At 70.4% G+C, this 23,299-nt stretch carries 23 protein-coding genes and 1 pseudogene; 15 read left to right on the top strand and 9 right to left on the bottom strand.

Annotated features, from left to right (window positions below; genetic code table 11):
* Positions 1–22: 22 nt before the first annotated feature.
* Entirely contained in the window at positions 23–1,558 is a 1,536-nt protein-coding gene (locus ACHFGS_RS06435; RefSeq protein ID WP_394289288.1) for a D-alanyl-D-alanine carboxypeptidase family protein, read from the top strand.
* Between the two features lie 10 nt (positions 1,559–1,568).
* On the opposite strand, the gene ACHFGS_RS06430 is transcribed toward ACHFGS_RS06435, so the two are convergent.
* The gene (locus tag ACHFGS_RS06430; protein ID WP_394280262.1) at positions 1,569–2,876 is read right to left on the bottom strand and encodes an MFS transporter; all 1,308 of its coding nucleotides are present in this window, start codon (positions 2,874–2,876) and stop codon (positions 1,569–1,571) included.
* A gap of 154 nt (positions 2,877–3,030) precedes the next feature.
* Here ACHFGS_RS06430 and rpsO point away from each other — a divergent pair, with 154 nt between their 5' ends.
* The gene (rpsO, locus tag ACHFGS_RS06425; protein WP_018187174.1) at positions 3,031–3,300 is read left to right on the top strand and encodes a 30S ribosomal protein S15; all 270 of its coding nucleotides are present in this window, start codon (positions 3,031–3,033) and stop codon (positions 3,298–3,300) included.
* Between the two features lie 124 nt (positions 3,301–3,424).
* On the opposite strand, the gene ACHFGS_RS06420 is transcribed toward rpsO, so the two are convergent.
* Entirely contained in the window at positions 3,425–4,435 is a 1,011-nt protein-coding gene (locus ACHFGS_RS06420; RefSeq protein ID WP_394280373.1) for an isopenicillin N synthase family dioxygenase, read from the bottom strand.
* Positions 4,436–4,505: 70 nt separating this feature from the next.
* A complete protein-coding gene (locus tag ACHFGS_RS06415; RefSeq protein WP_394280374.1) occupies positions 4,506–5,009 on the bottom strand; it encodes an Lrp/AsnC family transcriptional regulator in 504 nt (167 codons plus the stop codon).
* 128 nt (positions 5,010–5,137) lie between these two features.
* On the opposite strand from ACHFGS_RS06415, the pseudogene ald reads away from it, so the two are divergent.
* Positions 5,138–6,231: pseudogene (ald, locus tag ACHFGS_RS06410) on the top strand (alanine dehydrogenase).
* On the opposite strand, the gene ACHFGS_RS06405 reads toward ald, so the two are convergent.
* Positions 6,219–7,382 (bottom strand): acyltransferase family protein, encoded by a 1,164-nt coding sequence (locus ACHFGS_RS06405; RefSeq protein WP_394278609.1) that lies wholly within the window; start codon positions 7,380–7,382, stop codon positions 6,219–6,221. The pseudogene ald and the gene ACHFGS_RS06405 overlap by 13 nt on opposite strands.
* Positions 7,383–7,517: 135 nt before the next feature.
* Between ACHFGS_RS06405 and ACHFGS_RS06400 the strand changes: the two genes are divergently transcribed.
* The 3 genes from ACHFGS_RS06400 (at position 7,518) to ACHFGS_RS06390 (ending at position 11,433) form a co-directional block, all read left to right on the top strand.
* Entirely contained in the window at positions 7,518–8,714 is a 1,197-nt protein-coding gene (locus tag ACHFGS_RS06400; RefSeq protein ID WP_394278626.1) for an LLM class flavin-dependent oxidoreductase, read from the top strand.
* Entirely contained in the window at positions 8,711–9,355 is a 645-nt protein-coding gene (locus ACHFGS_RS06395) for an FMN reductase (protein WP_394278610.1), read from the top strand. The genes ACHFGS_RS06400 and ACHFGS_RS06395 overlap by 4 nt, the downstream gene beginning before the upstream one ends.
* A 119-nt stretch (positions 9,356–9,474) precedes the next feature.
* Positions 9,475–11,433 carry a GDSL-type esterase/lipase family protein gene (locus tag ACHFGS_RS06390; protein ID WP_394278611.1) on the top strand — a complete coding sequence of 653 codons (1,959 nt, stop codon included), beginning with the start codon at positions 9,475–9,477 and terminating at the stop codon, positions 11,431–11,433.
* A 25-nt stretch (positions 11,434–11,458) separates the two neighbouring features.
* Here ACHFGS_RS06390 and ACHFGS_RS06385 read toward each other — a convergent pair whose 3' ends face one another.
* A complete protein-coding gene (locus ACHFGS_RS06385; RefSeq protein ID WP_394278612.1) occupies positions 11,459–11,641 on the bottom strand; it encodes a DUF5302 domain-containing protein in 183 nt (60 codons plus the stop codon).
* Between the two features lie 309 nt (positions 11,642–11,950).
* Here ACHFGS_RS06385 and ACHFGS_RS06380 point away from each other — a divergent pair, with 309 nt between their 5' ends.
* The 7 genes from ACHFGS_RS06380 (at position 11,951) to ACHFGS_RS06350 (ending at position 19,153) form a co-directional block, all read left to right on the top strand.
* On the top strand, positions 11,951–14,209 hold the full coding sequence (locus ACHFGS_RS06380) for a polyribonucleotide nucleotidyltransferase (protein ID WP_394278613.1): 2,259 nt from the start codon (positions 11,951–11,953) through the stop codon (positions 14,207–14,209).
* 189 nt (positions 14,210–14,398) lie between these two features.
* Positions 14,399–15,418: an aldo/keto reductase gene (locus ACHFGS_RS06375; protein WP_394278614.1), complete on the top strand. Its 1,020-nt coding sequence runs from the start codon at positions 14,399–14,401 to the stop codon at positions 15,416–15,418.
* Between the two features lie 87 nt (positions 15,419–15,505).
* Complete coding sequence (locus ACHFGS_RS06370; RefSeq protein ID WP_394278615.1) at positions 15,506–16,105, top strand: histidine phosphatase family protein; 600 nt, start codon at positions 15,506–15,508, stop codon at positions 16,103–16,105.
* Between the two features lie 46 nt (positions 16,106–16,151).
* On the top strand, positions 16,152–17,003 hold the full coding sequence (locus tag ACHFGS_RS06365) for an aminoglycoside phosphotransferase family protein (RefSeq protein ID WP_394278616.1): 852 nt from the start codon (positions 16,152–16,154) through the stop codon (positions 17,001–17,003).
* Between the two features lie 60 nt (positions 17,004–17,063).
* Positions 17,064–17,885, top strand: a complete 822-nt coding sequence (locus ACHFGS_RS06360; RefSeq protein ID WP_394278617.1) for a sulfite exporter TauE/SafE family protein — start codon at positions 17,064–17,066, stop codon at positions 17,883–17,885.
* Positions 17,886–17,894: 9 nt separating this feature from the next.
* Positions 17,895–18,707 (top strand): 4-hydroxy-tetrahydrodipicolinate reductase, encoded by an 813-nt coding sequence (locus tag ACHFGS_RS06355; protein ID WP_394278618.1) that lies wholly within the window; start codon positions 17,895–17,897, stop codon positions 18,705–18,707.
* Positions 18,704–19,153, top strand: coding sequence for a hypothetical protein (locus ACHFGS_RS06350; protein WP_394278619.1), 450 nt, complete (start codon positions 18,704–18,706; stop codon positions 19,151–19,153). Before ACHFGS_RS06355 ends, ACHFGS_RS06350 begins: the two co-directional genes overlap by 4 nt.
* A 65-nt stretch (positions 19,154–19,218) precedes the next feature.
* Here the strand turns inward: ACHFGS_RS06350 and ACHFGS_RS06345 are convergent, their stop codons facing one another.
* The 4 genes from ACHFGS_RS06345 to ACHFGS_RS06330 form a co-directional block, all read right to left on the bottom strand.
* A complete protein-coding gene (locus ACHFGS_RS06345; protein ID WP_394278620.1) occupies positions 19,219–20,109 on the bottom strand; it encodes a TIGR01777 family oxidoreductase in 891 nt (296 codons plus the stop codon).
* Positions 20,102–20,527, bottom strand: coding sequence for an OsmC family peroxiredoxin (locus ACHFGS_RS06340; protein ID WP_394278621.1), 426 nt, complete (start codon positions 20,525–20,527; stop codon positions 20,102–20,104). Before ACHFGS_RS06340 ends, ACHFGS_RS06345 begins: the two co-directional genes overlap by 8 nt.
* 90 nt (positions 20,528–20,617) lie before the next feature.
* Positions 20,618–21,184: a DUF4395 domain-containing protein gene (locus ACHFGS_RS06335; protein ID WP_394278622.1), complete on the bottom strand. Its 567-nt coding sequence runs from the start codon at positions 21,182–21,184 to the stop codon at positions 20,618–20,620.
* Entirely contained in the window at positions 21,177–21,614 is a 438-nt protein-coding gene (locus tag ACHFGS_RS06330; protein ID WP_394278623.1) for a thioredoxin family protein, read from the bottom strand. Before ACHFGS_RS06330 ends, ACHFGS_RS06335 begins: the two co-directional genes overlap by 8 nt.
* Positions 21,615–21,710: 96 nt before the next feature.
* On the opposite strand from ACHFGS_RS06330, the gene thyX reads away from it, so the two are divergent.
* Together thyX and ACHFGS_RS06320 are read left to right on the top strand one after the other, a co-directional pair.
* Positions 21,711–22,454, top strand: coding sequence for an FAD-dependent thymidylate synthase (thyX, locus tag ACHFGS_RS06325; protein ID WP_394278624.1), 744 nt, complete (start codon positions 21,711–21,713; stop codon positions 22,452–22,454).
* Between the two features lie 36 nt (positions 22,455–22,490).
* Complete coding sequence (locus ACHFGS_RS06320) at positions 22,491–23,255, top strand: SDR family NAD(P)-dependent oxidoreductase (RefSeq protein ID WP_394278625.1); 765 nt, start codon at positions 22,491–22,493, stop codon at positions 23,253–23,255.
* Positions 23,256–23,299 lie beyond the last annotated feature (44 nt).

Genomic DNA, 23,299 nt, shown 5'->3' with positions numbered 1-23,299 from the left:
CCGCTTCCACTGAAGGGGGATCATGACCGCACAGCGGAACCGTCGCGCGTCCATCGCGCTGCTGTCGGCGCTCGTCATCGGCGCGCCGCTGCTGGTCGCCACGCCGGCCGCAGCGGATGCCGCATCCCCACGGGCCGCGGTCAGCGCGGCCGTCGAGCCGGCACCCACCCCGGGCCCCGTCGCCACCGAGCCGGCACCGACACCCCAGGTGTTCGGTTACTACCGCACCCCCTGGGCCACGGACGGCTCGGTCGTCGAGTCGCGCACCGACGGCTCGATCGTCCGCCTCACCCGGGCGGAGTGGGTCCGAGCCGGATCCCCGGCCCCGCGGCTCGCTCCGGTGTCCTACGTTCGCACCTCCTGGGCGAAGACGGTCTTCGCCGAGATCGTCTGGCCGCATCACGCGGGAGATGCGGCGGTGGACGAGGTCGTGACCCTCACCGCCGCGCAGCTGCGTGCCGCGGGCACACCGACCGCACGCGTGGTCGGCGAAGTCTGGGGCACCTCCTACTTCCGTTACGCCTCGGGGCCGCGGGACCTCTATGCGAAGACCCCCGACGGCGTCGGCAAGCTGCTCACCCGCGCCGAGCGTCGTGCCGCCGGCTCCCCGTCCGCGACGCGTGTCGTCGCCGGCGGGTACTACCGAGCGGCGTGGTCGAGCAACGTCTACTACCTGAGCGGCGCCGGCAACAAGCAGCGGATGACCGCGAAGGCCTACGCGGCGCGCGGCAAGCCACAGGTCGCGCTTGCACCGACGATCTACGCCCGCACGCCGTGGGCGACCCGCGTGCACGCCCTCATCACGTGGCCGCACAGCGCGGCCGACACGGCCGTCGACCAAGTCGTCCACCTCACTGCCGCGGAGTACGCCGAAGCCGGTCGACCCGCACGCACCCTGCGGCACCGCATCCCCGGCGACTCCTTCATCCGGCTGACGATCGGCCCGACGATCTACCACCGCGTCGGGGGCATCCTCACTCCCGTCACGACCGCGCAGTGGAAGGACGCGGGGCAACCCCGCGTCGTGTCCGCCCGACCCGGCAAGCCCACCTACATCCGCGGCATCCTCGTCGTGAACAAGTCTCTGCCGTTGCCCGCGTCGTACGGCAACGGCCTTCGCCCGGAGCTCACCCGATCCTTCACCAAGATGAAGGCAGCGGCGAAGAAAGACGGCGTCTCGCTCCGCATCATCTCGGGGTACCGCTCCTACGCCACTCAGAAGGGCGTCTACGCGCGGAAGATCCGCCAGTACGGCTTCGAGACCGCGGAACTGCGCTCCGCCCGGCCCGGCCACAGCGAGCATCAGACCGGTCTGACGATCGACGTGAACTCGGTGTCGCAGGCATGGGGGAAGACACGCGAAGGTCGCTGGGTCGCCAAGAATGCCCACAAGTACGGCTTCATCGTGCGCTACCCGGCGGGGAAGACCCGCGTCACCGGCTACGCCTACGAGCCGTGGCACCTCCGGCACGTCGGGGTCGGCGTCGCGACTCATTTGAAGAAGACGGGTCTCACCCTCGACGAATATCTGGGTGTGACCTCTTCATACGCTTACTGACCGTCGCCGCTCACGGCTCGGGATGCCGCGCGTCGTACGCCCGGAAGCGCGGGTTCAGGCGCAGCAGCATCGCGACGAGCCCGACGATGACGATGCCGCCGAGGACCTCTGGCACCCACAGCGCCGCGACCGTGGAGAACGTCCCCACGTAGAGGGCGCCGATGCGCGGGCCGCCGGCGACGACGACGATGTAGAGCCCCTGCAGCCGTCCTCGCATGCCGTCCGGCACGGCGGCCTGCATCATCGTGCCGCGGTAGATCGCGCTCACGTTGTCGGCGGCGCCCGCCACGCACAGCGCGGCGCTGGCGAAGACGATCAGCATCACCTGCGGTGCGGCGGACGGGCCGACCCCGGGGAGGGCGATCAACAGCACGACGCCGAACGCGGCTATCGCCGCGCCGTAGACCATGACGGAGCGGGCGATGCCGAGCCCGTGGAAGGGATACCGGCCGACGTTGCCGCTGAACACGCTCGACAGCAGCGCGCCGACAGCGACCGAGGCCGTGAGCAGCCCCGTGGTGACGGCGCCGCCGCCGAGCAGGACGGCGCCGATCGCGGGGAAGAGGGCGGTCGGGTGACCGAAGGTCATCGCGATGATGTCGAGGAGGAACTGCATCCGGATGTTGCCCGCTCGCCGCAGGAACCGCCAGCCGTCCACCAGCGACCGGAGCCCCGGGCGTACCGCGTCACCCTCGGGCAGGACAGCGGGCAGAGTCCACAGCCCGAGGAACATCGCCGACATCAGGGCGACGTCGACGGTGTACGTCCAGCCGTAGCCGACGCTTGCGACGAGCACACCGGCGAGGGCGGGACCGGCGGCGACCATGATCCCCATGGAGATCCCGGTGAGGGCGGCGGCGGCGGGGAGGAGGTCGTTCCGGATGAGCCGGGGGACGATCGACTGCCGGGCCGCCATGACCACCGAGTTCGCGGCGGAGTTGAGGATCGACAGGACGTAGAGCCACGCCACCGTCTCGGCACCGTTCCACGTCAGCAGCATCAAGGCCACGGTGGAGCCGAAGTTGACGCTCGCCGCCAGCAGGGCCACCCGACGTCGGTCGAACGCGTCCGCGAGCATGCCACCGTAAAGCCCGGCGACGATCATCGGCACGAGACCCGCCACCGCGATCATCGACACCGCGAACGTGGATGTGGTCAGCTCGTACATGTGCAGCATGACGGCGACGACGGTCAGCTGGCCGCCGAGACCGCCGAGGGTCGAGCCGATCCACATGCGGGCGTAGGCGGGGCTCTCCCGCAGGGGGCGGACATCGAGGAGGTGCTCCCGACGCAGACGGGGCAGACGCGGGCGGGGCACCGTTCGAGGCTACCGGCAGCGGGGGCGGGCCCCGGGTCGTCGCGGCGTTCCAGGACTGGTAGACTCTTGTGGTTGCCGTTCGATCGGCCGCGGATAAAGAGAGCCCACGTATCAGGCGTCGGGCGCCGCGCAACGAAGAGGAAGGGGATCACCTATGGCACTGGAAGCAGACGTCAAGAAGGCGATCATCGAAGAGTACGCGACGCACCCCGGTGACACCGGATCCCCCGAGGTGCAGGTCGCGATGCTGACGCAGCGCATCAAGGACCTCACCGAGCACCTCAAGGAGCACAAGCACGACCACCACTCGCGTCGTGGTCTGTTCCTGCTCGTCGGCCAGCGCCGCCGTCTCCTGGGCTACCTCCAGGACGTCGACATCAACCGTTACCGCTCGCTCATCGAGCGCCTCGGCCTCCGTCGATAAGGCATCGCGCACCAGCGTTCAATCGCGCGAAACATTCTTGAGAAGGCCGCCCCACGGTGTGGGGCGGCCTTCGTGGTTTCCGAGGTGGCGCGAAGCTCGTCGGCGCGATCGGCGAGAAACCTTCTCAGGCTCGCGCGAGGAGAAGATCGGAATGCCAGATCTCCGCGACGTCGGGATGCGCACGCAGCCGTGACTTGAGGGCGTTCTCGCCGTGCAGACCGTGGATCGGATTGCGGGGGTCCTTCGCGACGCCGCGCGAGAGTGCGGCCAGTTCCGGCGGGAGCTGGAGGCGGGGGAGCTCTGCATCGAGGGAGGGATTGAAGAAGAACGGCACCGAGATGCGGTCCTCCGGCGCGCGCGGGGAGACCACGCGGTGGTTGGTGGCCGTGAGGAATCCGTCGGTGGCGTGTTCGAGGAGCTCGCCGATGTTCACGACGAAGGCCCCGGGCACGGCCGGAGCATCGATCCATTCGCCGTCACGCTCGACCTGCAGCCCGCCCTTGCCGGGCTCCACCCAGAGCAGCGTGACCACACCGGCATCCTTGTGCGCTCCCACGCCCTGCTGGGGCTCCGGCTCGTGCGAGCCCGGGTATCGGACGATCTTCAAGAGGGTCTGGGCCTCGCCGAAGTGGTCGTCGAAGTACGTCGATTCAGCGCCGAGCGACTCGGCCCAGGCGCGCAGGAGCTTCCGGGCGACGCCCGACAGGATCTCGGTCCATTCCTCGAGGAGCGGGCGCAGGGATGGCTGCGCGGACGGCCAGAGGTTCGGCCCGACGAGTGCGGCGTAGGCGGGGGCATCGGGGTCGGTGATCGGCGGACGTTCGGGCCCGACGTCGATCTGCTCCCGCCAGTCGACCTTTCCCTGCGTGCGCTCGCCGCCGACCCGGGTGTAACCGCGGAAGTGCGGGCTCTTCACGTTCTCGATCTCGAGCTTCGCCTCCTCAGGGAGGTCGAAGAACTCGCGCGCCGCACGGTGCAGACGCGTTTCGAGCTCGGGGGAGACGCCGGTTCCGGTGAGGTAGAAGAAGCCGACCTCGTGGGTCGCGCGGCGCAGGTCGGAGCGGAAGCGCTCGGCCTCTTCGGGCCCCTGGTCGAGGAGCGAGAGGTCGAGGACGGGAAGGGTGTTCTCGGACATGGTCCGAGGATAGGCACGCCGGCGAACGGCATCCGCAATGTTGCACCGCGTTACCGGCGAGGCGGATCCCTCAGTGGAACGGGGCCGCCACGCGATTGCGGTGATAGTCGAAGATGATGCTCGTGCGGGTGTTGGCGACGCTCCGCTGTGCGGACAGGTGCTCGACGACGAACGACCGCACCTCGCTGGAATCGGCCACCGCGATGTGGATGAGGAAGTCCTCCGACCCGCCGAGGAAGAAGACCTGGATCACCTGGGGGAGTCGCCGCACCTCGGAGGCGAAGGCGACGATGCTCTCGTGACGCGACCCCGGTCGCAGGGTGACGTGCACCATCGCCTGCAGCCCCGCGCCGATCACCCGCTGGTCGACGCTCGCGTGGAATCCCGTGATGACGCCCCGGTCGATGAGGGCACGCGTGCGCGCGTGTGCGGTGGACGGGGCGACCCCCAGCCGGGCAGCCAGCTCGGCGTTGGTCATCCGACCGTCAGCGGCCAGCGCCGCCACGATCTCCCGATCGAGATCGTCGAGGCCCTCCGCTGGGCGAAGATCCTTCGGCTGGGATGCAGCTGGCATCGTGGTGATTCCCCTGTTTCGCGGCTTCTGGTGACGGTAGCCGAAGATCCTCCCGTTGTCATGAATCCGACACGAACGATCGCCACAATGACTCCGCACCCACTCGCGGACGAGGAAAGAAGCGGACCATGCGTATCGGCATCCCCACGGAGATCAAGAACAACGAGTACCGCGTCGCCATCACCCCCGCGGGGGTCGACACCCTCATCGCGAGGGGGCATGCGGTGGATGTGCAGAGCGGGGCGGGCGCGGGGTCGCGCATCGCGGACGAGGACTACGCCGCCGCCGGCGCGCGCATCGTCCCGGACGCCGCGGCGGTGTGGGGGGAGGCCGACCTCCTCGTCAAGGTGAAGGAGCCCGTCGCCGCGGAGTACGGCTACCTGCGCGAGGACCTGACTCTGTTCGCCTACCTGCACCTCGCCGCCGACCGCCCGCTCACCGACGCCCTCATCGCCGCGGGGACGACCGCGGTCGCCTACGAGACGGTGCAGCTCGCCGACCGCTCGCTGCCGCTGCTCTCGCCGATGAGCGAGGTCGCCGGCCGCATCTCGATCGCGGTGGGTGCGCACACCCTGATGCGCGCCGCCGGCGGTCGCGGCACGCTGCTGGGCGGCGTACCGGGCACCCCCAAGGCGAAGGTCGTCGTCATCGGCGGCGGGGTCGCCGGCGAGCACGCCGCGGCCAACGCGCTCGGCATGGGCGCCTCGGTCACCGTGATCGACATCTCGCTGCCCCGCCTGCGAGAACTCGAGATGCGCTACCCGGGCATGCACACCCGCGTCTCCAGCCGGTACGCGATCGCGGAGGAGGTGGCCGCTGCCGACCTCGTCATCGGCTCCGTGCTCATCCGTGCACCTCCGCACCGAAACTCGTCACCCTCGACATGGTCGCCGGGATGAAGCAGGGGGCGGTCCTCGTCGACATCGCCATCGATCAGGGCGGGTGCTTCGAGGGGTCACGTCCGACGACGCACGACGACCCCACCTTCGCCGTCCACGACGCGGTCTACTACTGCGTCGCGAATATGCCCGGGGCTGTCCCGGAGACCTCCACCCGCGCGCTGACGAACGCGACGCTGCCGTACATCGTGGCGCTCGCCGACGCGGGCTGGGATGCCGCGGCCGCCGCCGACCCGGCGCTCGCCAGGGGGCTCAACACGGCCGGCGGTCGCGTCGCGAACGAGGGCGTCGCTGCGGCCTTCGGCCTGCCCTACCGGCCCTGATCGCCACCGGGCGGCGTCACCGGCCCCTGCCCGGGGTGCGCCCGGGGGGCGCCCGGACGGCGTGATCCCGTCGGATCGTTCCGGCGCGTGTCGTGACTCGTCACGCTCGAATCCACGAAGAGCCATCCCGGCCGCGGCTCGACGATCGGGCGGAACAGTGTCCGTACCGGTCGCGAGGCGAGGAGCACCGTCACGGCGACCGAGAGGACGACCACGATGGGCAGGAACAGCCACGTGGGCTCGAGGTCGCGGAGGATGCCGGACTCACGGAACGGGTACAGCACGAAGGAGTGGAGCAGGTACACGTACATCGTGTAGCGGCCGATCGCCGTCCACCGGTACTGCCCTCGGGGGATGAGAGCGAGGAAGCAGACGCTCAGGATCAGGGCGACCAGCATCAGCAGCAGTCGCACGCCGCCCGCCCACCAATCCGTTGCGCCGATGGCGGCGTAGCTGTCGTCGTAGAACAGCCACTGGCGGAGGTTCATCGCGTCGAGCTCCTCGACGAAGAACCAGCACGCGAAGGCCGCAGCCCCGAACACCGCCGCCGCACCGAGCCGCACCGAGAGTCGCCGTCGCTTCAGGAGGCCGTGCCTCTCGAGGACCTTGTGGTGGCCGAGCCACCAGCCGAGCGTGAAGAAGGGGAGCAGCCCGAGCGTCCGGGACAGGGACAGCGTCGAGTCGACGTTCGGGAGGTATCCCACCGAGAGGGAGATGATGACCGTCCACAGGAGCGGCCACCGTAGCAGCGCGAGGTAGGGGAGGACGAGTCGGAAGATCGCCAGTGCGAGCAGGAACCAGAGCGTCCAAGACGGCTGGGTCAGGTTCGGATCAGCCTCGCCTTCGACGAGGAACTTCGTGATGGTCCACAGACCTTCGAAGATGACGTAGGGGAGCACGATGTCGGTGAGCACCCGTGTCATCTGACGGCGACCCGGCGGGTCGGACTTCGAGAAGTAGCCGGAGATCAGTGCGAACGCGGGCATGTGGAACGCGTAGATCAGGAAGTACAGGCCGAGTGCGATGTCGGAGTCGTACGTGAGGCGCTGCACCGCGTGGCCGAGGACCACCAGCAGGATGCAGGCCGCGCGGGCGTTGTCCCAGATCGGGACGCGCCGCGTTTTCGCGGGAGCGGGGGCGGCGGTGCTCATCGGGGCCAGCGTACCGCGCGGGAATACTGTGGACGGTGTCGCGTTGCATCGAGTATATTCAGTTGCATGAATCGGGCGAGACGCCCGGGAAGCGAGAGAGAGACTGTGAGCGAAACGACCCCCACCTGGCCCGGTGTGCAGTTCGGCATCTTCACCGTCACCGACATCACGCAGGACCCCACCACGGGGTACACCCCGAGCGAGCGCGAGCGCATCGCCGCGACCGTCGAGATCGCAAAGCACGCCGAAGAGGTGGGGCTGGACGTCTTCGCCATCGGTGAGCACCACAACCCGCCGTTCTGGTCGTCTTCTCCCACCACGACCCTCGCCTACATCGCCGCGCAGACCGAGCGACTCATCCTGTCGACGTCGACGACCCTCATCACCACCAATGACCCGGTGAAGATCGCCGAAGACTACGCGATGCTCCAGCACCTCTCGGGCGGCCGCATGGACCTCATGATGGGGCGCGGTAACACCGGTCCGGTCTACCCGTGGTTCGGGCAGGACATCCGCCAGGGCGTGCCCCTCGCGATCGAGAACTACGCGCTCCTCCACAAGCTGTGGCGTGAGGACGTCGTGGACTGGGAGGGGAAGTTCCGCACGTCGCTGCACGGGTTCACCTCGACCCCGCGTCCGCTCGACGGTGTCGCGCCGTTCGTGTGGCACGGCTCCATCCGGACCCCCGAGATCGCCGAGCAGGCCGCGTATTATGGCGACGGCTTCTTCGCGAACAACATCTTCTGGCCTGCCGAGCACTACCAGCGTCTGATCGGTCTCTACCGTCAGCGCTGGGAGCACTACGGTCACGGTGCCCCTGAAACGGCGATCGTCGGCATCGGAGGCCAGGCCTTCATGGCCAAGAACTCGCAGGACGCGGTCCGCCAGTTCCGCCCGTACTTCGACAACGCACCCGTCTACGGCCACGGTCCGTCGATGGAGGACTTCTCGCAGATGACGCCCCTGACCGTCGGCTCGCCGCAGCAGGTCATCGACCGCTACGCCGGCATGCGCGATCTGTTCGGCGACTTCCAGCGTCAGCTGTTCCTCATGGACCACGCCGGCCTCCCGCTCAAGACCGTCCTGGAGCAGCTCGACTTCCTCGGCGGTGAGGTCGTGCCGGTGCTCCGAAAGGAGCTCGCCAAGGATCGCCCCGCGAACGTGCCTGACGCCCCCACACACGCAGCGCGCGTCGCCGCGGTCTACGGTGACCGTCCCACCCGCGAGGCGCGTCCCCGCGCCAACCGGGGCGACAACCTCTCGGGCCCCAGCCCCTACCAGGACAGCGCCGCCCCCGTGGGTGCGGCCTTCGGTCTCGGCGGTGCCCGGTGACCGCCCGTCGCATCGCTGTCGTGTCGGCGGGGCTCTCCAACCCGTCCTCGACGCGGATGCTCGCCGACAAGCTCGCCACCGCGACGCTCAGCGAACTCGCCTCGCGCGAGATCACCGCCTCCGTCGACACCTTCGAGCTGCGCGAGTACGCACACGACATCACCAACAACCTGCTGGCGGGGTTCGCCCCGCCCGCGCTGGAGTCGATGATCAACACCGTGGTGTCGGCCGACGCACTCATCGTGGTGACGCCGATCTTCTCGACGAGCTACTCGGGCCTGTTCAAGTCGTTCATCGACGTGCTCGATCCCGATTCGCTGACCGGGATGCCGGTGCTCATCGGAGCGAATGCCGGCACCGCGCGTCACTCGCTGGCTATCGACTACGCCATCCGGCCGCTGTTCACCTATCTCCGGTCGGAGGCCGTCCCGACCGGCGTGTTCGCCGCATCGGCGGACTGGGGTGCGCAGGCTGACGAGGTCAAGCCGCTCTCGGCGCGCATCGAGCGCGGCGCGCGCGAGCTCGCGGACGCGATCGAGCGCCGTCCGGTGGCGAAGGGTCTCGACCCGTTCGACCCCGAGTCCTACCTCGGCAAGGGTGGATCGTTCGGCCACCTCCTCGGCGGTCTCACCGGCGAATGAGGTGACCGGCGTCCGTCTGGCGACGCGCAGGTGACCGGTTCGCGGAGAGTGCGTGAACTCTCCGCGATTCCGGCGCCGCCGCGGCATCCGGATGCCGGATCGCCGGGCACCCTGGTCGGGTGAGAGTCGCGGTCGTCACCGAGTCCTTCCTCCCGCACATGAACGGGGTCACCGGTTCCGTCCTCCAGGTTCGGGACCATCTCGAGCGATCCGGGCACGATGTCTTCGTGATCGCCCCGTCGGTGCGGAACCACCCGCTGGATGTCCCGGGCCGTGCGGTCTCGTCCCTCCCGATGCCGTCGTACCCCGCGGTACGGGTCGCGATTCCGCCGGTCGGCGCCATCGCGCGCGATCTGCGCAGCTTCGGCGCCGACGTCGTGCACCTGGCGTCGCCGTTCCTCCTCGGCTGGCAGGGACTGCTGGCGGCCGAGGCCGCCCGCGTGGCCGCCGTCGCCGTGTATCAGACCGACGTGATCGCGTACACGCAGCGGTACGGGGTCCCGCAGGCGACCGCGCTCGCCGAATCGCACGTCCGGCGTCTCCACCGACGGGCGACGCTGACACTCGCGCCGTCGGCCGCGGCGCGGGCGCAGCTGGAGGCGCTGGGGGTCGACCGGGTGGCGCTGTGGGGTCGGGGAGTCGACGGCATGCGCTTCGCCCCGCATCGACGCAGCGAGGCGTTCCGTGATCGTTTCGTCCGGGGGGAAACCATCGTCGGCTACGTCGGCAGGCTCGCCCCCGAGAAGCAGGTGGAGGACCTCGCGGCACTGCACGGGATCCCCGGCATCGGGCTCGTGATCGTCGGGGACGGGCCCTCGCGGCACGACCTCGAGGCGCTGCTGCCGGATGCCGCGTTCCTCGGGCATCTCACGGGCGACGAGCTCGCGACGGCGATGGCGTCGTTCGACGTCTTCGTGCACCCGGGGGAGAGCGAGACGTTCGGGCAGACGATCCAAGAGGCGCAGGCGAGCGGCGTGCCGGTGGTGGCGACGGGTCGGGGCGGCCCCGTCGACCTCGTCCGCAGCAGCGTCGACGGCTGGCTCTACCGCCCGGGTGACACCGCCGACCTGCGCGCGCGGGTGCTCGACCTCGTCGGTGACCAGGCCAAGCGCCGCGCGTTCGCGGAAGCCGCACGCGAAGCCGTGTCGGGCAGGACCTGGGCGGCGCTCGGAGACCAGCTCGTCGAGCACTACGCGCGCGCGCAGCGCCTGGCCCGAACGGATGGCACCGTGCGTGCACGGGCGTGGCCGCGCGCCGATCTGCCGGCCGAGACCCCGCGGAGGTCGGGCGGGTGGACACGCTACGTCGCCCTGGGGGATTCGATCACGGAGGGGCTCTGCGATTCGTCGCGGGTGCCCGACGGCCGTTTCCGCGGCTGGGCCGATCGGCTCGCGCAGCTGCTCGCGCTGGCGGGGGAGGATGCCGCTCCGTTCCGGTACGCGAACCTCGCCGTCCGGAGCCGCCGCGTCGACGACCTCGTCGAGACCCAGCTGCCCGCGTGCCTCGCGCTCCGTCCCGACCTCGTGTCGGTGCTCATCGGCGCCAATGACCTCGTCGCGCCTCGCGTGGACATCGCCGGCGTGGCCGCGCGCGTGGAAGCGGCGGTCCGCGCCCTCCGCGAGGCGGGGTGCGATGTCGTGCTCGCGACCGTGTTCCTGCCCGACCGCAGGGGTGCCGGCGTCCTCCGCCGCCGCTTCTGCGCCTACAACGCTCGGCTGCGGCTCATCGCGAGAGCCACGGGGGCGCACCTGCTCGATCTCGAGGCAGAGCGCGACCTCGCCTCACCCGAGCTGTGGGCTGTCGACCGCGTCCACCTGCGGTCGCGCGGACACCGGCTCGTCGCCTACCGGGCGGCGGAGCTGCTGGGTGTGCCCGACGCCGAAGCGCTCGCCGCGCTCGACGACGCGTTCCACCTCGACGATGCGGCGGACGCTCCCGGCACGTGGCTGGCGCGCGACGTGGTCCCGTGGGTGTGGCGCCGCGTTCGGGGGCGCACGGCCGGAGACGGGCTCAGCGCGAAGCTTCCCGACTACATCACGATCGGCCGGCCGGGCGCGCAGACGTCGCTGCCGCGCTGACCGGGCCGACCGCGGTGGGACGGGCTCAGCCGCTCTTGCGTCGGAACTCGCGCTTGGTCACCGCGGCGTGGGTGCCGTGGACGGCGGAGTCGCCGTCGAGGTGCGCCTCGCCCTTGCGGTGGTGCGCATTCTTCTTCTCGAGCGCCTCACGGAACTTCCGCTTCATGTCATCGGATGCCGCGCCCGCGGGATTCTGCTCGTCACTCATACCGCCACGATACGCACGATGGGGGTGCGCTGATAGGCTGGATCGGGTTGTCGTGGGGTTCACCCCGTGGCATCCGCTCGAATTCAACATCGAGTTCCCATCTCACGATGGGTCCATGGAGCAGGCCGGCAGGAAGCTGGTCCCCTGTGGTGGGTTCCCATCCGAGCCGGATGGTGGTCTTCTACTGGTGGCCAGCGCAGGCGGTTCTCGCGGAATTTTCCGCGCGCCCATATCTGCCTGTTCCTGCTCCTTCGCACGATCTCGTGCGCGAAACGCGCGTGCGAGTCTAAACAAAGAAGGAGAGACCTCTTGGAAGGTCCTGAAATCACCGCCGCCGAAGCCGTTCTCGACAACGGCCGATTCGGCACCCGCACCGTCCGATTCGAGACCGGACGCCTCGCTCAGCAGGCGCAGGGCGCCGTCGCCGCCTACCTCGACGAGGAAACCATGCTCCTGTCGGCCACCAGCGCCGGCAAGCACCCCCGCGAGGGCTTCGACTTCTTCCCGCTGACCGTCGACGTCGAAGAGCGTTCGTACGCAGCAGGCAAGATCCCCGGCTCGTTCTTCCGTCGTGAGGGCCGCCCCTCCACCGAGGCGATCCTCGTCTGCCGCCTGATCGACCGGCCGCTGCGCCCGTCGTTCGTCGACGGCCTGCGCAACGAGGTCCAGATCGTCGTCACTGTCCTGTCGATCGCACCGGGCGAGTACTACGACGCCCTCGCGATCAACGCGGCCTCGGCGTCGACGCAGATCTCCGGCCTGCCGTTCTCGGGCCCCATCGCCGGTGTGCGCCTCGCGCTCATCCCCGGCCACGGCGAGCACGCCGACCAGTGGGTCGCGTTCCCGAACCAGGCTCAGGTCGAGGAGGCCGTCTTCGACCTCATGGTCGCCGGTCGCGTCCTCGAGGACGGCGACGTCGCGATCATGATGGTCGAGGCCGAAGCCACCGAAGGCTCCTGGAACCTCATCAAGGGCGGCGCCGTCAAGCCGAGCGAAGAGATCGTCGCCGGAGGCCTCGAGGCCGCCAAGCCGTTCCTCAAGCAGCTCGTCGAGGCGCAGCAGCAGATGGCCGCGAGCTCGTCCCGCGAGCCCGGCGTCTACCCCGTCTTCGCCCCGTACAGCTCCGAGGTCTACGACTTCGTCGCCGGCCGTGCGTACGACGACCTGGTGAACGTCTACCAGATCGCCGAGAAGCAGGAGCGTCAGGCCGCCGACGACGCCGTCAAGGACCGCGTCCGGGCTGAGCTCATCGCCGCCGTCGAGGCCGACGAGCTTCCCGCCGGTGCGCCGCTGGAGTTCTCCGCGGCCTACAAGTCGGTCACCAAGAAGGTCGTCCGCGGCCGCATCCTCGCCGAGGGCGTCCGCATGGACGGCCGTGGCCTGGCGGACATCCGTCCGCTCGACGCAGAGGTGCAGGTCATCCCGCGCGTGCACGGCTCGGCGATCTTCCAGCGCGGCGAGACCCAGATCATGGGTGTCACCACGCTGAACATGCTCAAGATGGAGCAGCAGATCGACTCGCTCTCGCCCACGACGAGCAAGCGCTACATGCACCACTACAACTTCCCGCCCTACTCGACCGGTGAGACCGGCCGTGTCGGCAGCCCCAAGCGTCGTGAGATCGGGCACGGCTTCCTCGCCGAGCGCGCCCTCGTGCCGGTGCTGCCCAGCCGCGAGGAGTTCCCGTACGCGATCCGTCAGGTGTCCGAGGCTCTCGGCTCCAACGGTTCGACGTCGATGGGTTCGGTCTGCGCCTCCACCCTGTCGCTGCTGAACGCCGGTGTGCCGCTGCGCGCGCCGGTCGCCGGTATCGCCATGGGCCTCGTGACCGACGAGGTCGACGGTCAGACGCGCTACGCCGCGCTGACCGACATCCTCGGCGCCGAGGACGCGCTCGGCGACATGGACTTCAAGGTCGCCGGTACGAGCGAGTTCATCACCGCGATCCAGCTCGACACGAAGCTCGACGGCATCCCGTCGTCGGTGCTCTCGGCCGCGCTGACGCAGGCGAAGGAAGCCCGTCTCACGATCCTCAATGTCCTGAGCTCGGCGATCGACGCTCCCGACGAGATGGCGCCCACCGCGCCGCGCGTCATCAGCGTGCAGATCCCGGTCGACAAGATCGGCGAGCTGATCGGCCCCAAGGGCAAGACGATCAACGCGATCCAGGACGAGACCGGCGCGCAGATCTCGATCGAGGACGACGGCACCGTCTACATCGGGGCCGTCGACGGTCCGTCCGCCGAGGCCGCGCGTGCGCAGGTCAACGCGATCGCGAACCCGACCAACCCCGAGGTGGGCGAGCAGTTCCTGGGCACGGTCGTCAAGATCGCGACCTTCGGTGCGTTCGTCTCGCTGCTTCCCGGCAAGGACGGCCTGCTGCACGTCAGTGAGGTCCGCAAGCTCGCCGGCGGCAAGCGCGTCGAGAACGTCGAGGACGTGCTCGGTGTCGGCCAGAAGCTCCTCGTGCGCATCACGAAGATCGACGACCGCGGCAAGCTGTCGCTGGAGCCGGTTCTCGAAGAGACCGCTGAGGCTGCCGCCGAAGAGGCTCCCGCCGAGGCCTGATCTCCGCGAACGCGACGCCCGTCCCTCCCGTGTGGAGGGGCGGGCGTTCCGTCGTGATGCAACCGTTACGCAATTGTCGGTCTCGACGGGCCGTCGGAGACGGAACCCGGGTGGACTGCCCCTACGCTCGGTAGTACGCATCGGGGGATGCGTCGTCCACGCACCTCCCGCTCTCCGCGAGGAGACGTCATGGGACTGTTCGGAGCATCGGCACACACGCCGACCCCCGTGATGCCCGCCGAGCACCCGTCCGGGCCGCTGCCGGTGCAGGGCGCCCCGCTCGGGCAGGCCGTCCGCGTCCCGCTCGGAGAAACCGGCTTCGAGATCTTCCCGCTGCTGCTCGGGGGCGCCGAGTTCGGCTGGCACGTCGGCCTCGCGGCATCCCACGCCATCCTCGACACCTATCGCGCCCGCGGCGGCAACGCTGTGCACACCTCCGATAGCTACGCCGCCGGGCGCAGTGAGCACGTGATCGGGCAGTGGTTCCGCTCGCGCGGCAACCGTGACGAGACGGTGCTCGCCGTGAAGGTGGGCCGGAATCCCGATCACCCCGGTCTCGGCTCGACGAACCTCGTCCGCAGCGTGGAGGCGTCGCTCACCCGCCTGGCCACCGACCGCATCGACGTGCTGTACCTCGACGGCAGCGCGCAGCGCTCGACTGTGCTCGAAGACACCCTCGCCACGGCGGAATGGCTCGTGGAGACCGGCAAGATCCGCACCCTCGGGGCGGCGGGATACACCGCCGCACAGCTCGTCGAGGCGCGCATCCTCTCGTCGGCGGGCTATCCGCGGATCACGGCGCTCGATGTGCCGTACAACGTGCTGCGGCGCGAGGAGTTCGACGGGGATCTGCGACTGGTCGCCGGGGCGCAGGGCATCGCGGTGACCCCCTCCCAGGCTCTCGAGCACGGATACCTCTCCGGCGCGCACCGCGATCGCGACCGGGTGGGAGCGTCGGTGCGCGGCCGCCAGCTGGCGGCCAACATGAACCGTCGCGGAGCGCGGACGCTGCGCGCCCTCGACCGGATCGCGGCAGAGCTCGCCGTGCCGCCCGCCGCCGTCGCGATCGCATGGCTGCTCGCGCAGCGCGTCGTCGCCGCACCGATCGTCAGCGCCTACGCGGTGACGCACGTCGACGAGCTCGTCCAGGGCGTCGGCATCCACCTCAGTCGCGCGCACCTCGCCGAGATCGCCCGCGCCGTCGACTGAGCGCGTCGACCCGACGTCGCCGGGCTGACGTAGGGTGGAAGGAGCCGCGGTCACCCGCGGTGGGGGTTCAACGAAGCGAGCAATGACGTGACGCACTATCTCTACCTCGTGCGCCATGGCGAGCACCTCGATGCCGAGCACGGGATGGTCGACGGCCCTCTCTCGCCCCGAGGTCGACGCCAGGCCGAACTGCTGGCCGATCGCCTCTCCGGTGTGCCGCTCACCCAGGTCTGGCACTCGCCGCTCGAACGAGCCGCGGAGACTGCGCGGGCCGTCGCCGGCCGCCTGCCCGCCGTCGACCCCGAGCCGACCGCGCTGCTGTTCGACTGCGTGCCGAGCGGGATGACCCCCGACACCCCGAACGTGTACGAGCCCTTCTTCGGCGGCGTGACCGAGGCCGAGATCGACGCCGGCGCTGCGCAGATGTCCGATGCTGTCGCCGAGTTCCTCGCGCACCGCCCGAACGCGCACGAGCTCCTCATCACGCACAACTTCGTCATCGCGTGGTTCGTCCGTCACGTGCTCGACGCGCCGACCTGGCGATGGCTCACCCTGACGCAGGCCAACTGCGGCCTGACCGTGCTGGCGCAGCGTCCCGGACGCCCGTGGACCGTCTACGCGCACAACGATCTCGCCCACCTGCCGATGGAGCTGCGCACCGGACTGCCGGACACGCCGCTGGTCTGACGCCCCCGGCGTCCCGCACCCGAGGTGTCATCCGTAAGCTGAACGGATGCCGCAGCCCTCCGCCGAGGTGCACCTCACCGTCGCTGACGTGGAACGCCTCGTCGCGGCGCAGCACCCCGGTCTGACGTCGACCGTGCTGCCCGCCGGAGCGGGCTGGGACAACGTGGTCTTCCGGCTGGGGGAGCGGCTCGCCGTGCGTCTGCCGCGGCGGTCGGTCGCGGTGCCGCTCCTCGAGAACGAGCAGCGGTGGCTGCCCGTGATCGCGCCGCGCCTTCTCGTTCCGGTGCCCGCGCCCGTCGCGGTCGGTCTGCCGGACGCGACGTATCCCTGGCCGTGGAGCATCGTGCCGTGGTTCGAGGGGACGCCCGCGGCGCACCTGCACCCTGAGGTGCGTGACGCGGTCGCCGGAGAGGTGGCGGCGTTCGTGCGCGCGATGCACCAGCCCGCGCCCGCTGATGCGCCGCACAATCCCTTCCGCGGCGCCCCGCTGAGCGCCCGTGCGGAGACGATGCCGCCGCGGCTCGCGCCGTTCCCGGACCTGACCGCCCTCTGGCTCGAGGGATGCGCCGCCCCGGTGTGGCCGGAGCCGCCGGTATGGCTGCACGGCGACCTGCATCCCGGCAACATGATCGTGTCCGACGGGGCGCTGCGTGCAGTGGTCGACTTCGGTGACCTCTGCGCCGGCGACCCGGCGAGCGACCTCTCGATCGCGTGGACCGGGTTCACGCCGACGGGTCGCGCCGTCTTCCGGGCGGCGCTCGAGGGCCGGTACGACCCGCACGTGTGGACCCGCGCCCGGGCGTGGGCCGCGGCCATCGCCGCTCTCGTCGCCGACGCCGACGACGCGTGGCTGCGGGACATCTCGGCGCACACGATCGCACAGCTCGCCAGGGAGTGACCCCGTCCTGCCCCGTGCGGCCGGTTTGCTCCGGGGGACCGTGACGACAAGAATCAACCGGTGCTCGATGGACCGCTGCTCGCCGAATGGCTCCCCATCTCCGCAGCGGCCCTCGTGTTCCTCCTCGTCGCCGCCGGCGTCGCCGGGTGGGTCGACGCGGTGGTCGGCGGTGGCGGACTGATCCAGCTGCCCGCCCTCGTCATCGCCGTGCCCGCGGACGTGCCGACTCCGTACATCCTCGGGACGAACAAGCTCTCGTCCTTCTTCGGCACGCTGTCGGCGAGCATTGTCTACCTCCGCCGCCTTCGCGTGCACCTGTGGCTGCTGGTCCCGCTCGTGGCCGGAGCGTTCGGCGGGTCGGCGATCGGGGCGGCCCTCTCACGGTACGTGCCCCGTGATGTGCTCACGCCCGTCGTGCTGGTCGCGGTCGTCGCGGTCGGGATCTACACCGTCGCCAAGCCCAAGATGGGCCTCCACCACAGCCCGCGCCACACCTCGAACACCGCCGTCGCGTGGCGCTCGGGCCTGATCGGCGTCCTCGTCGGCTTCTACGACGGGATCCTCGGACCCGGCACCGGGTCGTTCTTCGTGATCCTCCTCGTCGGCGTGCTCGGGTACGGATTCCTGCAGGCGAGCGTCAACGCGAAGATCGCCAATCTCACGACGAACCTCGCCGCGCTCGCCGTCTACGGCGTCCACGGGGAGATCCTCCTCGCCCTCGGCATCGCGATGGCCTGCCTCAACATGGTCGGCGGGTTCATCGGCGCCCGGATGGCCACCCGCAACGGCAGCGGATTTGTCCGCATCGTCTTCCTCGTCGTGCTGGGGTTGCTCATCGTCAAGCTCGCGTGGGACACCGTCGCGCAGATCCTCGCCGCGTAGGCTGGAGGCATGACGACGCGCGTGGCCCTCGTGGGCGGCACCGGCAAGCTCGGCACCATCATCGCCGAGGTGATCGAGGCCACCGAGGGGTTCGAGACCGTCGCCGTCCTCGGCTCCGCGAGCGACCTCGGCGAGATCGACGGCGCCGACCTCGTCGTCGACGCGTCGGTTCCCGCCGTCTCCATCGACGTCGTCCGCGCCGCCACGGAGCGCGGGATCAACGTGCTCGTGGGCACCTCCGGCTGGTCGGCCGACCGAATCGCCCTGGTGCGTCCCCTCGTCGAGGCAGCCGGCACCGGCGCCGTCTTCATCCCCAACTTCTCGCTCGGTTCGGTCATCGGGTCGGCGCTCGCCGCGGCATCCGCTCGGTTCTTCCCCTCGATCGAGATCGTCGAGACGCACCGCGAGACGAAGGTCGACTCACCCAGCGGTACGGCGGTCCGCACCGCCGAGCTGATCGCCGCGGCGCGAGCGGATGCCGGTCCCGTCGAGGCCCCGCACGTCGATCAGCGCGCCCGCGGGCAGCAGATCGCGAGCGTCCCGGTGCACTCGCTGCGCAGACCCGGCGTCATCGCGAAGCAGGAGACGATCCTGTCGGGGCCGGGGGAGTCGCTCTCGATCGTCCACGACACGATCGACCCGGCCGCGGCCTACGCGCCCGGCATCCGCGTCGCCCTCGATGCCGCGCGGGACGCGTCCGGCATCGTGGTCGGGCTCGACAGCATGATCGACATCGGCATTCGCCGCCCCGCCGCGGGCCGTCAGGCGGCTCCGGTGGGCGACGAGGCCTCCGGGCAGGTCGCGCGCGTCACCAGCGCATGAGCACCCGCATCGGTGTCGCGATCGTCGCGGCCACCCTCGCGCTCTACATCGCGCTCGTCGGGCAGCGCGCGTGGCTGTTGCTGACCAGCGGCGACACCGTCGGCACCGTCATGGGGGTGGCGCTGCTGATCCTGCCCGTGATCGCGGCGTGGGCGCTGTGGCGCGAGGTGAGTTTCGGTATCGGCGCGCAGCGCCTCGGCACGCGCCTGGCAGAAGAAGGCGGTCTGCCGGAGGAGGAGCTCACCCTCCGTCCCAGCGGACGCCCCGTCGCCGCGGAGGCGGACGCCCTGTTCCCGTCCTACCGTGCGGCGGTCGAGGCCGACCCGGAGGACTGGCGCGGCTGGTACCGCATCGGCCTTCTCTACGACGGCGCGGGCGACCGGCGCCGCGCGCGCGGTGCGATCCGCTCCGCGATCCGTCTGGAACGCGCCGAGCGCAAGCGCTGACCCGGGTAGGCGCCCGCGGTCATCGGCGCTGTGGCGGGCGCCGCGGTCGTACGCGCTCAGGCCGTTCAGAGCGCCGCTGTGACGGCCGCTTCGACGGTCGGATGCCGGAACGTGAAGCCGGTCTCCTCGAGCACGGCCGGGACGACGTGGGTGTCGACGGTGAGCAGCGCCTGGACGGCGTCCGCGCCCAGTACGGCCTTCAGCGCGAACACCGGTGCGCGGAGCACATAGGGCCGGTTCATCGCCACGGCCAGCGCGAACCCGAGGTCGTTCGCGGTCGCGCGGGTGGGCCCGGAGAGGTTTACGGGGCCGGTGATCCCGCGGTCGATGATGTGGCGGATCGCCGCGACCTCATCGTCCAGGGAGATATACGGCCACACCTGCGTGCCGCGCCCGATCGGCCCCGACAGTCCCAGCTTGGTGAGCAGCATGAGCGGCTTCAGCACGCCGTCGCGGTGCACGACCGGTGCCGTGCGCAGCAGGGCGACGCGGTCGCCGGCGGTCTGGGCGGCCGACTCCCACTCCCCGCAGAGGTCGGAGAGGAACGCGTCGCCCCGGTCGCCCTGCTCGTCGAAGCGCTGCCCGGCGGCATCCGGGGGGTAATAACCGACGGCAGAGGAGCTCACGAAGTGGGGAGCATCATCGCCGAGTACGCGCAGGGCCCGCGCGAGGGTCTGCGTCGGGTGGATGCGGGACCACACCAGCTCGTGCCGGTAGCGGGACGTCCACGGGAAGCGGCCGATGCTCGCCCCGTTGAGGTTCACGACGGCCGCGGCGCCCGCGAGGACGGCCGGATCGAGCCGCGTCCGTCCCGGATCCCACTCCACCTCACCCGGGCCCGCGGGTGCGTGGCGGACGAGGCGGATGACCTCAACGCCGTCGGCGGTGAGGGACTCGGCGAGGGCGCGGCCTATCAGCCCCGACGCGCCGGAGAGGACGACGCGTTTGTCAGGCAAGCGTGGCCTCGAGGGTGATCTCGATCCCGGTGAGGGCGGCGGACACGGGGCATCCGGTCTTCGCCTCCTGCGCGATGCGGTCGAAGTCCTCGGCCGACAGGCCCGGCACCGACGCGTTCACGTTGAGGTGCGACCCCGTGATGCCCGTACCGGGGATGAAGGTGACGGATGCCGTCGTCTCCACGCTCGTCGGCGGCGTCCCGTTCTGCGCGAGCGCGTGCGAGAGCGCCATGCTGAAGCACGACGAGTGTGCGGCGGCGAGGAGCTCCTCGGGGGTCGTGACGGAGGTCGACCCCTCGCTGCGCGCCTGCCAGTTCACCGGCAGCGGTCCCTGATTCGAGCTCTCCAGGGCGATCTCGCCCGACCCGTCGGTCAGGGCGCCCTTCCAGCTGGTGGTGGCTTCGCTCGTGACGCTCATGATGATCTCCTTCGCAGGTGGGTCGGTCGCTGCCGAGCCTAGACCGGAGAGATCGTCGGCGGTACGCCTTGACGGCGGATGCCGCGGGCGTCAGGCGGTGCGCCCCGTGAGACCGACCCGCTGCAGCAGCAGCCAGATCTGGCATCCGAGGCAGAACGCGAACACCGCGTTCAGGAAGGCGGCGGCGAAGGCGAGGCCCGCAGCGATAGGCAGCGCGAGCGGGACGCCGGCCACGTGGAGGACGAGCCCGACGCCCGTGACGAGCAGGCCGACACCCTGTGCGAAGCGCGGCGGGCGGGGGTCTTCGAGCTCTGTCGGCGGCCCCAGGCGCGGCTGGATGGCCTTCCGGTACAGCACCCCCCACGGGGCGGTGCGCGGCGAGAGGACGCCCCACACGAACAGGAGTGCCACGACGAGGACGGCGAGGAACCCAGGGTCGAGGATGCGCATCTCGATGGATGCGTAGGGCAGGACCCACCCCGAGCCCGGAACGATGAACATGCCACCCCCCAGCGGGCCGAGCCCGCCGAATCCGGCGTCGGTGTGAGCCGTCGAGGTTCCCAGGAGCGCGAGCAGTGTCGCGACGAGAAGCAGCACAGACGTGACGGATGCCGCGAAGCGCGGCCCCCGCGGGTCGATCGGGCGAAGCTCAGCCATGACGGGCTCCTGTCGTGACGCGGTCGAGTTCCATCTGCACGACGTGACGGCTCGGGGTGCCGCCGAAGCGGCTCTTCACGACACCGTGCCGGTCGAGGACGAGGGTGGTGGGGGTCTGCAGCACGTGGAAGTGCTTCGCGATGTCGGGACGGTGGGTGAGATCGACGTCGAGGTGGAGGACTCCCTCGGACTCGTCCGCGATCTGCCGCAGGGTGCGGTGCACGCCGGGGCAGCGGCTGCACATCTCGGTGCTGAACTGCAGCAGCGTCGCCGAATCGCCCAGTCGCTCCGCGCCGAAGCGGGAGGGGTCCACGACCTCGCTCGGGTTGAACCGGGCCGGCCGGTTCTGACGCCAGCGGAGGAAGACGCCGACGCCGACGGTGACCGCGAGCAGCGCGCCCAGGATGATGACGGCGGAGAGGAGATCCATGACCTCTCAACGGTAGTGCGCCGCCGCGCCGTTCCGGGCCGCCGGCACCGTCTGCGCGTCACGGGGCGTCACACCGCGCGGGGTAGTGTGTGAGCCGTGAGCGATGGCGCAGTGACCCCCGAGATCGAGTTCCGCAGCGACGTCACCGTCGAGCTGGTGCGTTCCAGCGCATCCGACAGTGACGTGCTCTTCGCCGCCCGCGTGTCGACGCAGGGCGAGCAGACGCTGGATGCCGCGGCCGCCGGCACCGAGGCGACCGCCCGCGACCGGGGTCTCATCAACTACCTCATGCGCGACCGTCACGGCTCGCCGTTCGAGCACAACTCGATGACCTTCTACGTGCAGGCGCCGATCTTCGTGTTCCGTGAGTTCATGCGGCACCGCATCGCCTCGTACAACGAGGAATCGGGCCGCTACCGGGAGCTCCGTCCGGTCTTCTACGTCCCGGCATCCGAGCGGAACCTGCTCCAGGTGGGCAAGCCCGGCGCGTACGAATTCCTTCCCGGCTCGCCCGAGCAGGTCGAGCTCGTCGACCGCACGACGCGCGAGGCGTCGATCGCCGCCTTCGAGGCGTACCAGCGGATGCTCGAAGCGGGTGTGGCCCGCGAGGTGGCGCGCATCGTGCTGCCGCTGAACATCTTCTCGTCGATGTACGTGACGGTGAACGCGCGGTCGCTGATGAACTTCCTGTCGCTGCGCACCAAGCGGGAGGGGACGCACTTCCCCTCGTTCCCGCAGCGCGAGATCGAGATGTGCGCGGAGAAGATGGAGGCGCAGTTCAAGGAGCTGATGCCCCTCACCTATGCCGCCTTCAACGCGAACGGACGCGTCGCGCCCTGACCCCGGGCTCACCCGCTCGGGCCTAGGCTGTCGGCCATGACGGCGACGGCGTTGATCACAGGAGCGAGTTCGGGCCTCGGAGCCGAGTTCGCCCGGCAGCTCGCCGCACGCGGCGCCGACGTCGTGCTGGTCGCCCGCGACCAGGCGGCCCTGGACGCGCTCGCGGCCGACATCCGTCGCACGCACGGCGTCGCGGCGGAGGTCCTCGTCGCCGACCTCGTCGAGGAGGCGCAGCGGGAGCGCGTGGAAGCGCGGCTGGCCGACGCCGACCGGCCTGTCGACGTCCTCGTCAACAACGCGGGCTACGGACTTCCGCTCGCGTTCGAGACCAACGACATCGAGGACGAAGCACGCCACCTGGCACTGCACGTCGAGGTGCCGATGCGGCTGATGCGCGCCGCGCTCCCGGGGATGCTCGAGCGCGGCAGCGGCAAGGTCATCAACGTCGCCTCGGTCGCCGGTCTCATGCCCCGCGGGACGTACGGCGCCGTGAAGTCGTGGGTGATCTCATTCAGCCGGTGGGCGAACGTCCGCTACGGCGAGCAGGGCGTCACCATCACGGCGGTCTGCCCCGGCTTCACGCACACCAACTTCCACGAGCGGCTCGGCCTGCCCCCGGGGGAGGAGGGCATCTCCCGCTGGATGTGGCTCGACAAGACCTTCGTGGTGCGCGCAGGCCTCCGCGCGGCCGCCCGCGGCTGGTCCGTCTCCGTCCCCTCGATCCGCTACCGGGCGCTCGTGGCGCTGTCGCGGATCCTTCCCGACCGCATCGTCATCGCCGCCGCGTCGAAGGGCCGCTGACCCGCCGCCCCGCGGCATCCTGCTGGCCCGCCGCCACGGCCCCG

This window comes from Microbacterium sp. (assembly GCF_043427715.1).
Lineage (GTDB): Bacteria > Actinomycetota > Actinomycetes > Actinomycetales > Microbacteriaceae > Microbacterium.
Note: the sequence above shows the minus strand (reverse complement) of the source record. Positions and strands in the feature narration are given on the sequence as shown.

Excerpts from the sequence above, each read along its gene's own strand:
- ACHFGS_RS06435 (WP_394289288.1), top strand. The coding sequence starts at position 23 with ATGACCGCACAGCGGAACCGTCGCGCGTCCATCGCGCTGCTGTCGGCG.
- rpsO (WP_018187174.1), top strand. The coding sequence starts at position 3,031 with ATGGCACTGGAAGCAGACGTCAAGAAGGCGATCATCGAAGAGTACGCG.
- ACHFGS_RS06420 (WP_394280373.1), bottom strand. The coding sequence starts at position 4,435 with ATGTCCGAGAACACCCTTCCCGTCCTCGACCTCTCGCTCCTCGACCAG.
- ACHFGS_RS06415 (WP_394280374.1), bottom strand. The coding sequence starts at position 5,009 with ATGCCAGCTGCATCCCAGCCGAAGGATCTTCGCCCAGCGGAGGGCCTC.
- ACHFGS_RS06405 (WP_394278609.1), bottom strand. The coding sequence starts at position 7,382 with ATGAGCACCGCCGCCCCCGCTCCCGCGAAAACGCGGCGCGTCCCGATC.
- ACHFGS_RS06385 (WP_394278612.1), bottom strand. The coding sequence starts at position 11,641 with ATGAGTGACGAGCAGAATCCCGCGGGCGCGGCATCCGATGACATGAAG.
- ACHFGS_RS06375 (WP_394278614.1), top strand. The coding sequence starts at position 14,399 with ATGGGACTGTTCGGAGCATCGGCACACACGCCGACCCCCGTGATGCCC.
- ACHFGS_RS06365 (WP_394278616.1), top strand. The coding sequence starts at position 16,152 with ATGCCGCAGCCCTCCGCCGAGGTGCACCTCACCGTCGCTGACGTGGAA.
- ACHFGS_RS06355 (WP_394278618.1), top strand. The coding sequence starts at position 17,895 with ATGACGACGCGCGTGGCCCTCGTGGGCGGCACCGGCAAGCTCGGCACC.
- ACHFGS_RS06350 (WP_394278619.1), top strand. The coding sequence starts at position 18,704 with ATGAGCACCCGCATCGGTGTCGCGATCGTCGCGGCCACCCTCGCGCTC.
- ACHFGS_RS06340 (WP_394278621.1), bottom strand. The coding sequence starts at position 20,527 with ATGAGCGTCACGAGCGAAGCCACCACCAGCTGGAAGGGCGCCCTGACC.
- ACHFGS_RS06335 (WP_394278622.1), bottom strand. The coding sequence starts at position 21,184 with ATGGCTGAGCTTCGCCCGATCGACCCGCGGGGGCCGCGCTTCGCGGCA.
- ACHFGS_RS06330 (WP_394278623.1), bottom strand. The coding sequence starts at position 21,614 with ATGGATCTCCTCTCCGCCGTCATCATCCTGGGCGCGCTGCTCGCGGTC.
- ACHFGS_RS06320 (WP_394278625.1), top strand. The coding sequence starts at position 22,491 with ATGACGGCGACGGCGTTGATCACAGGAGCGAGTTCGGGCCTCGGAGCC.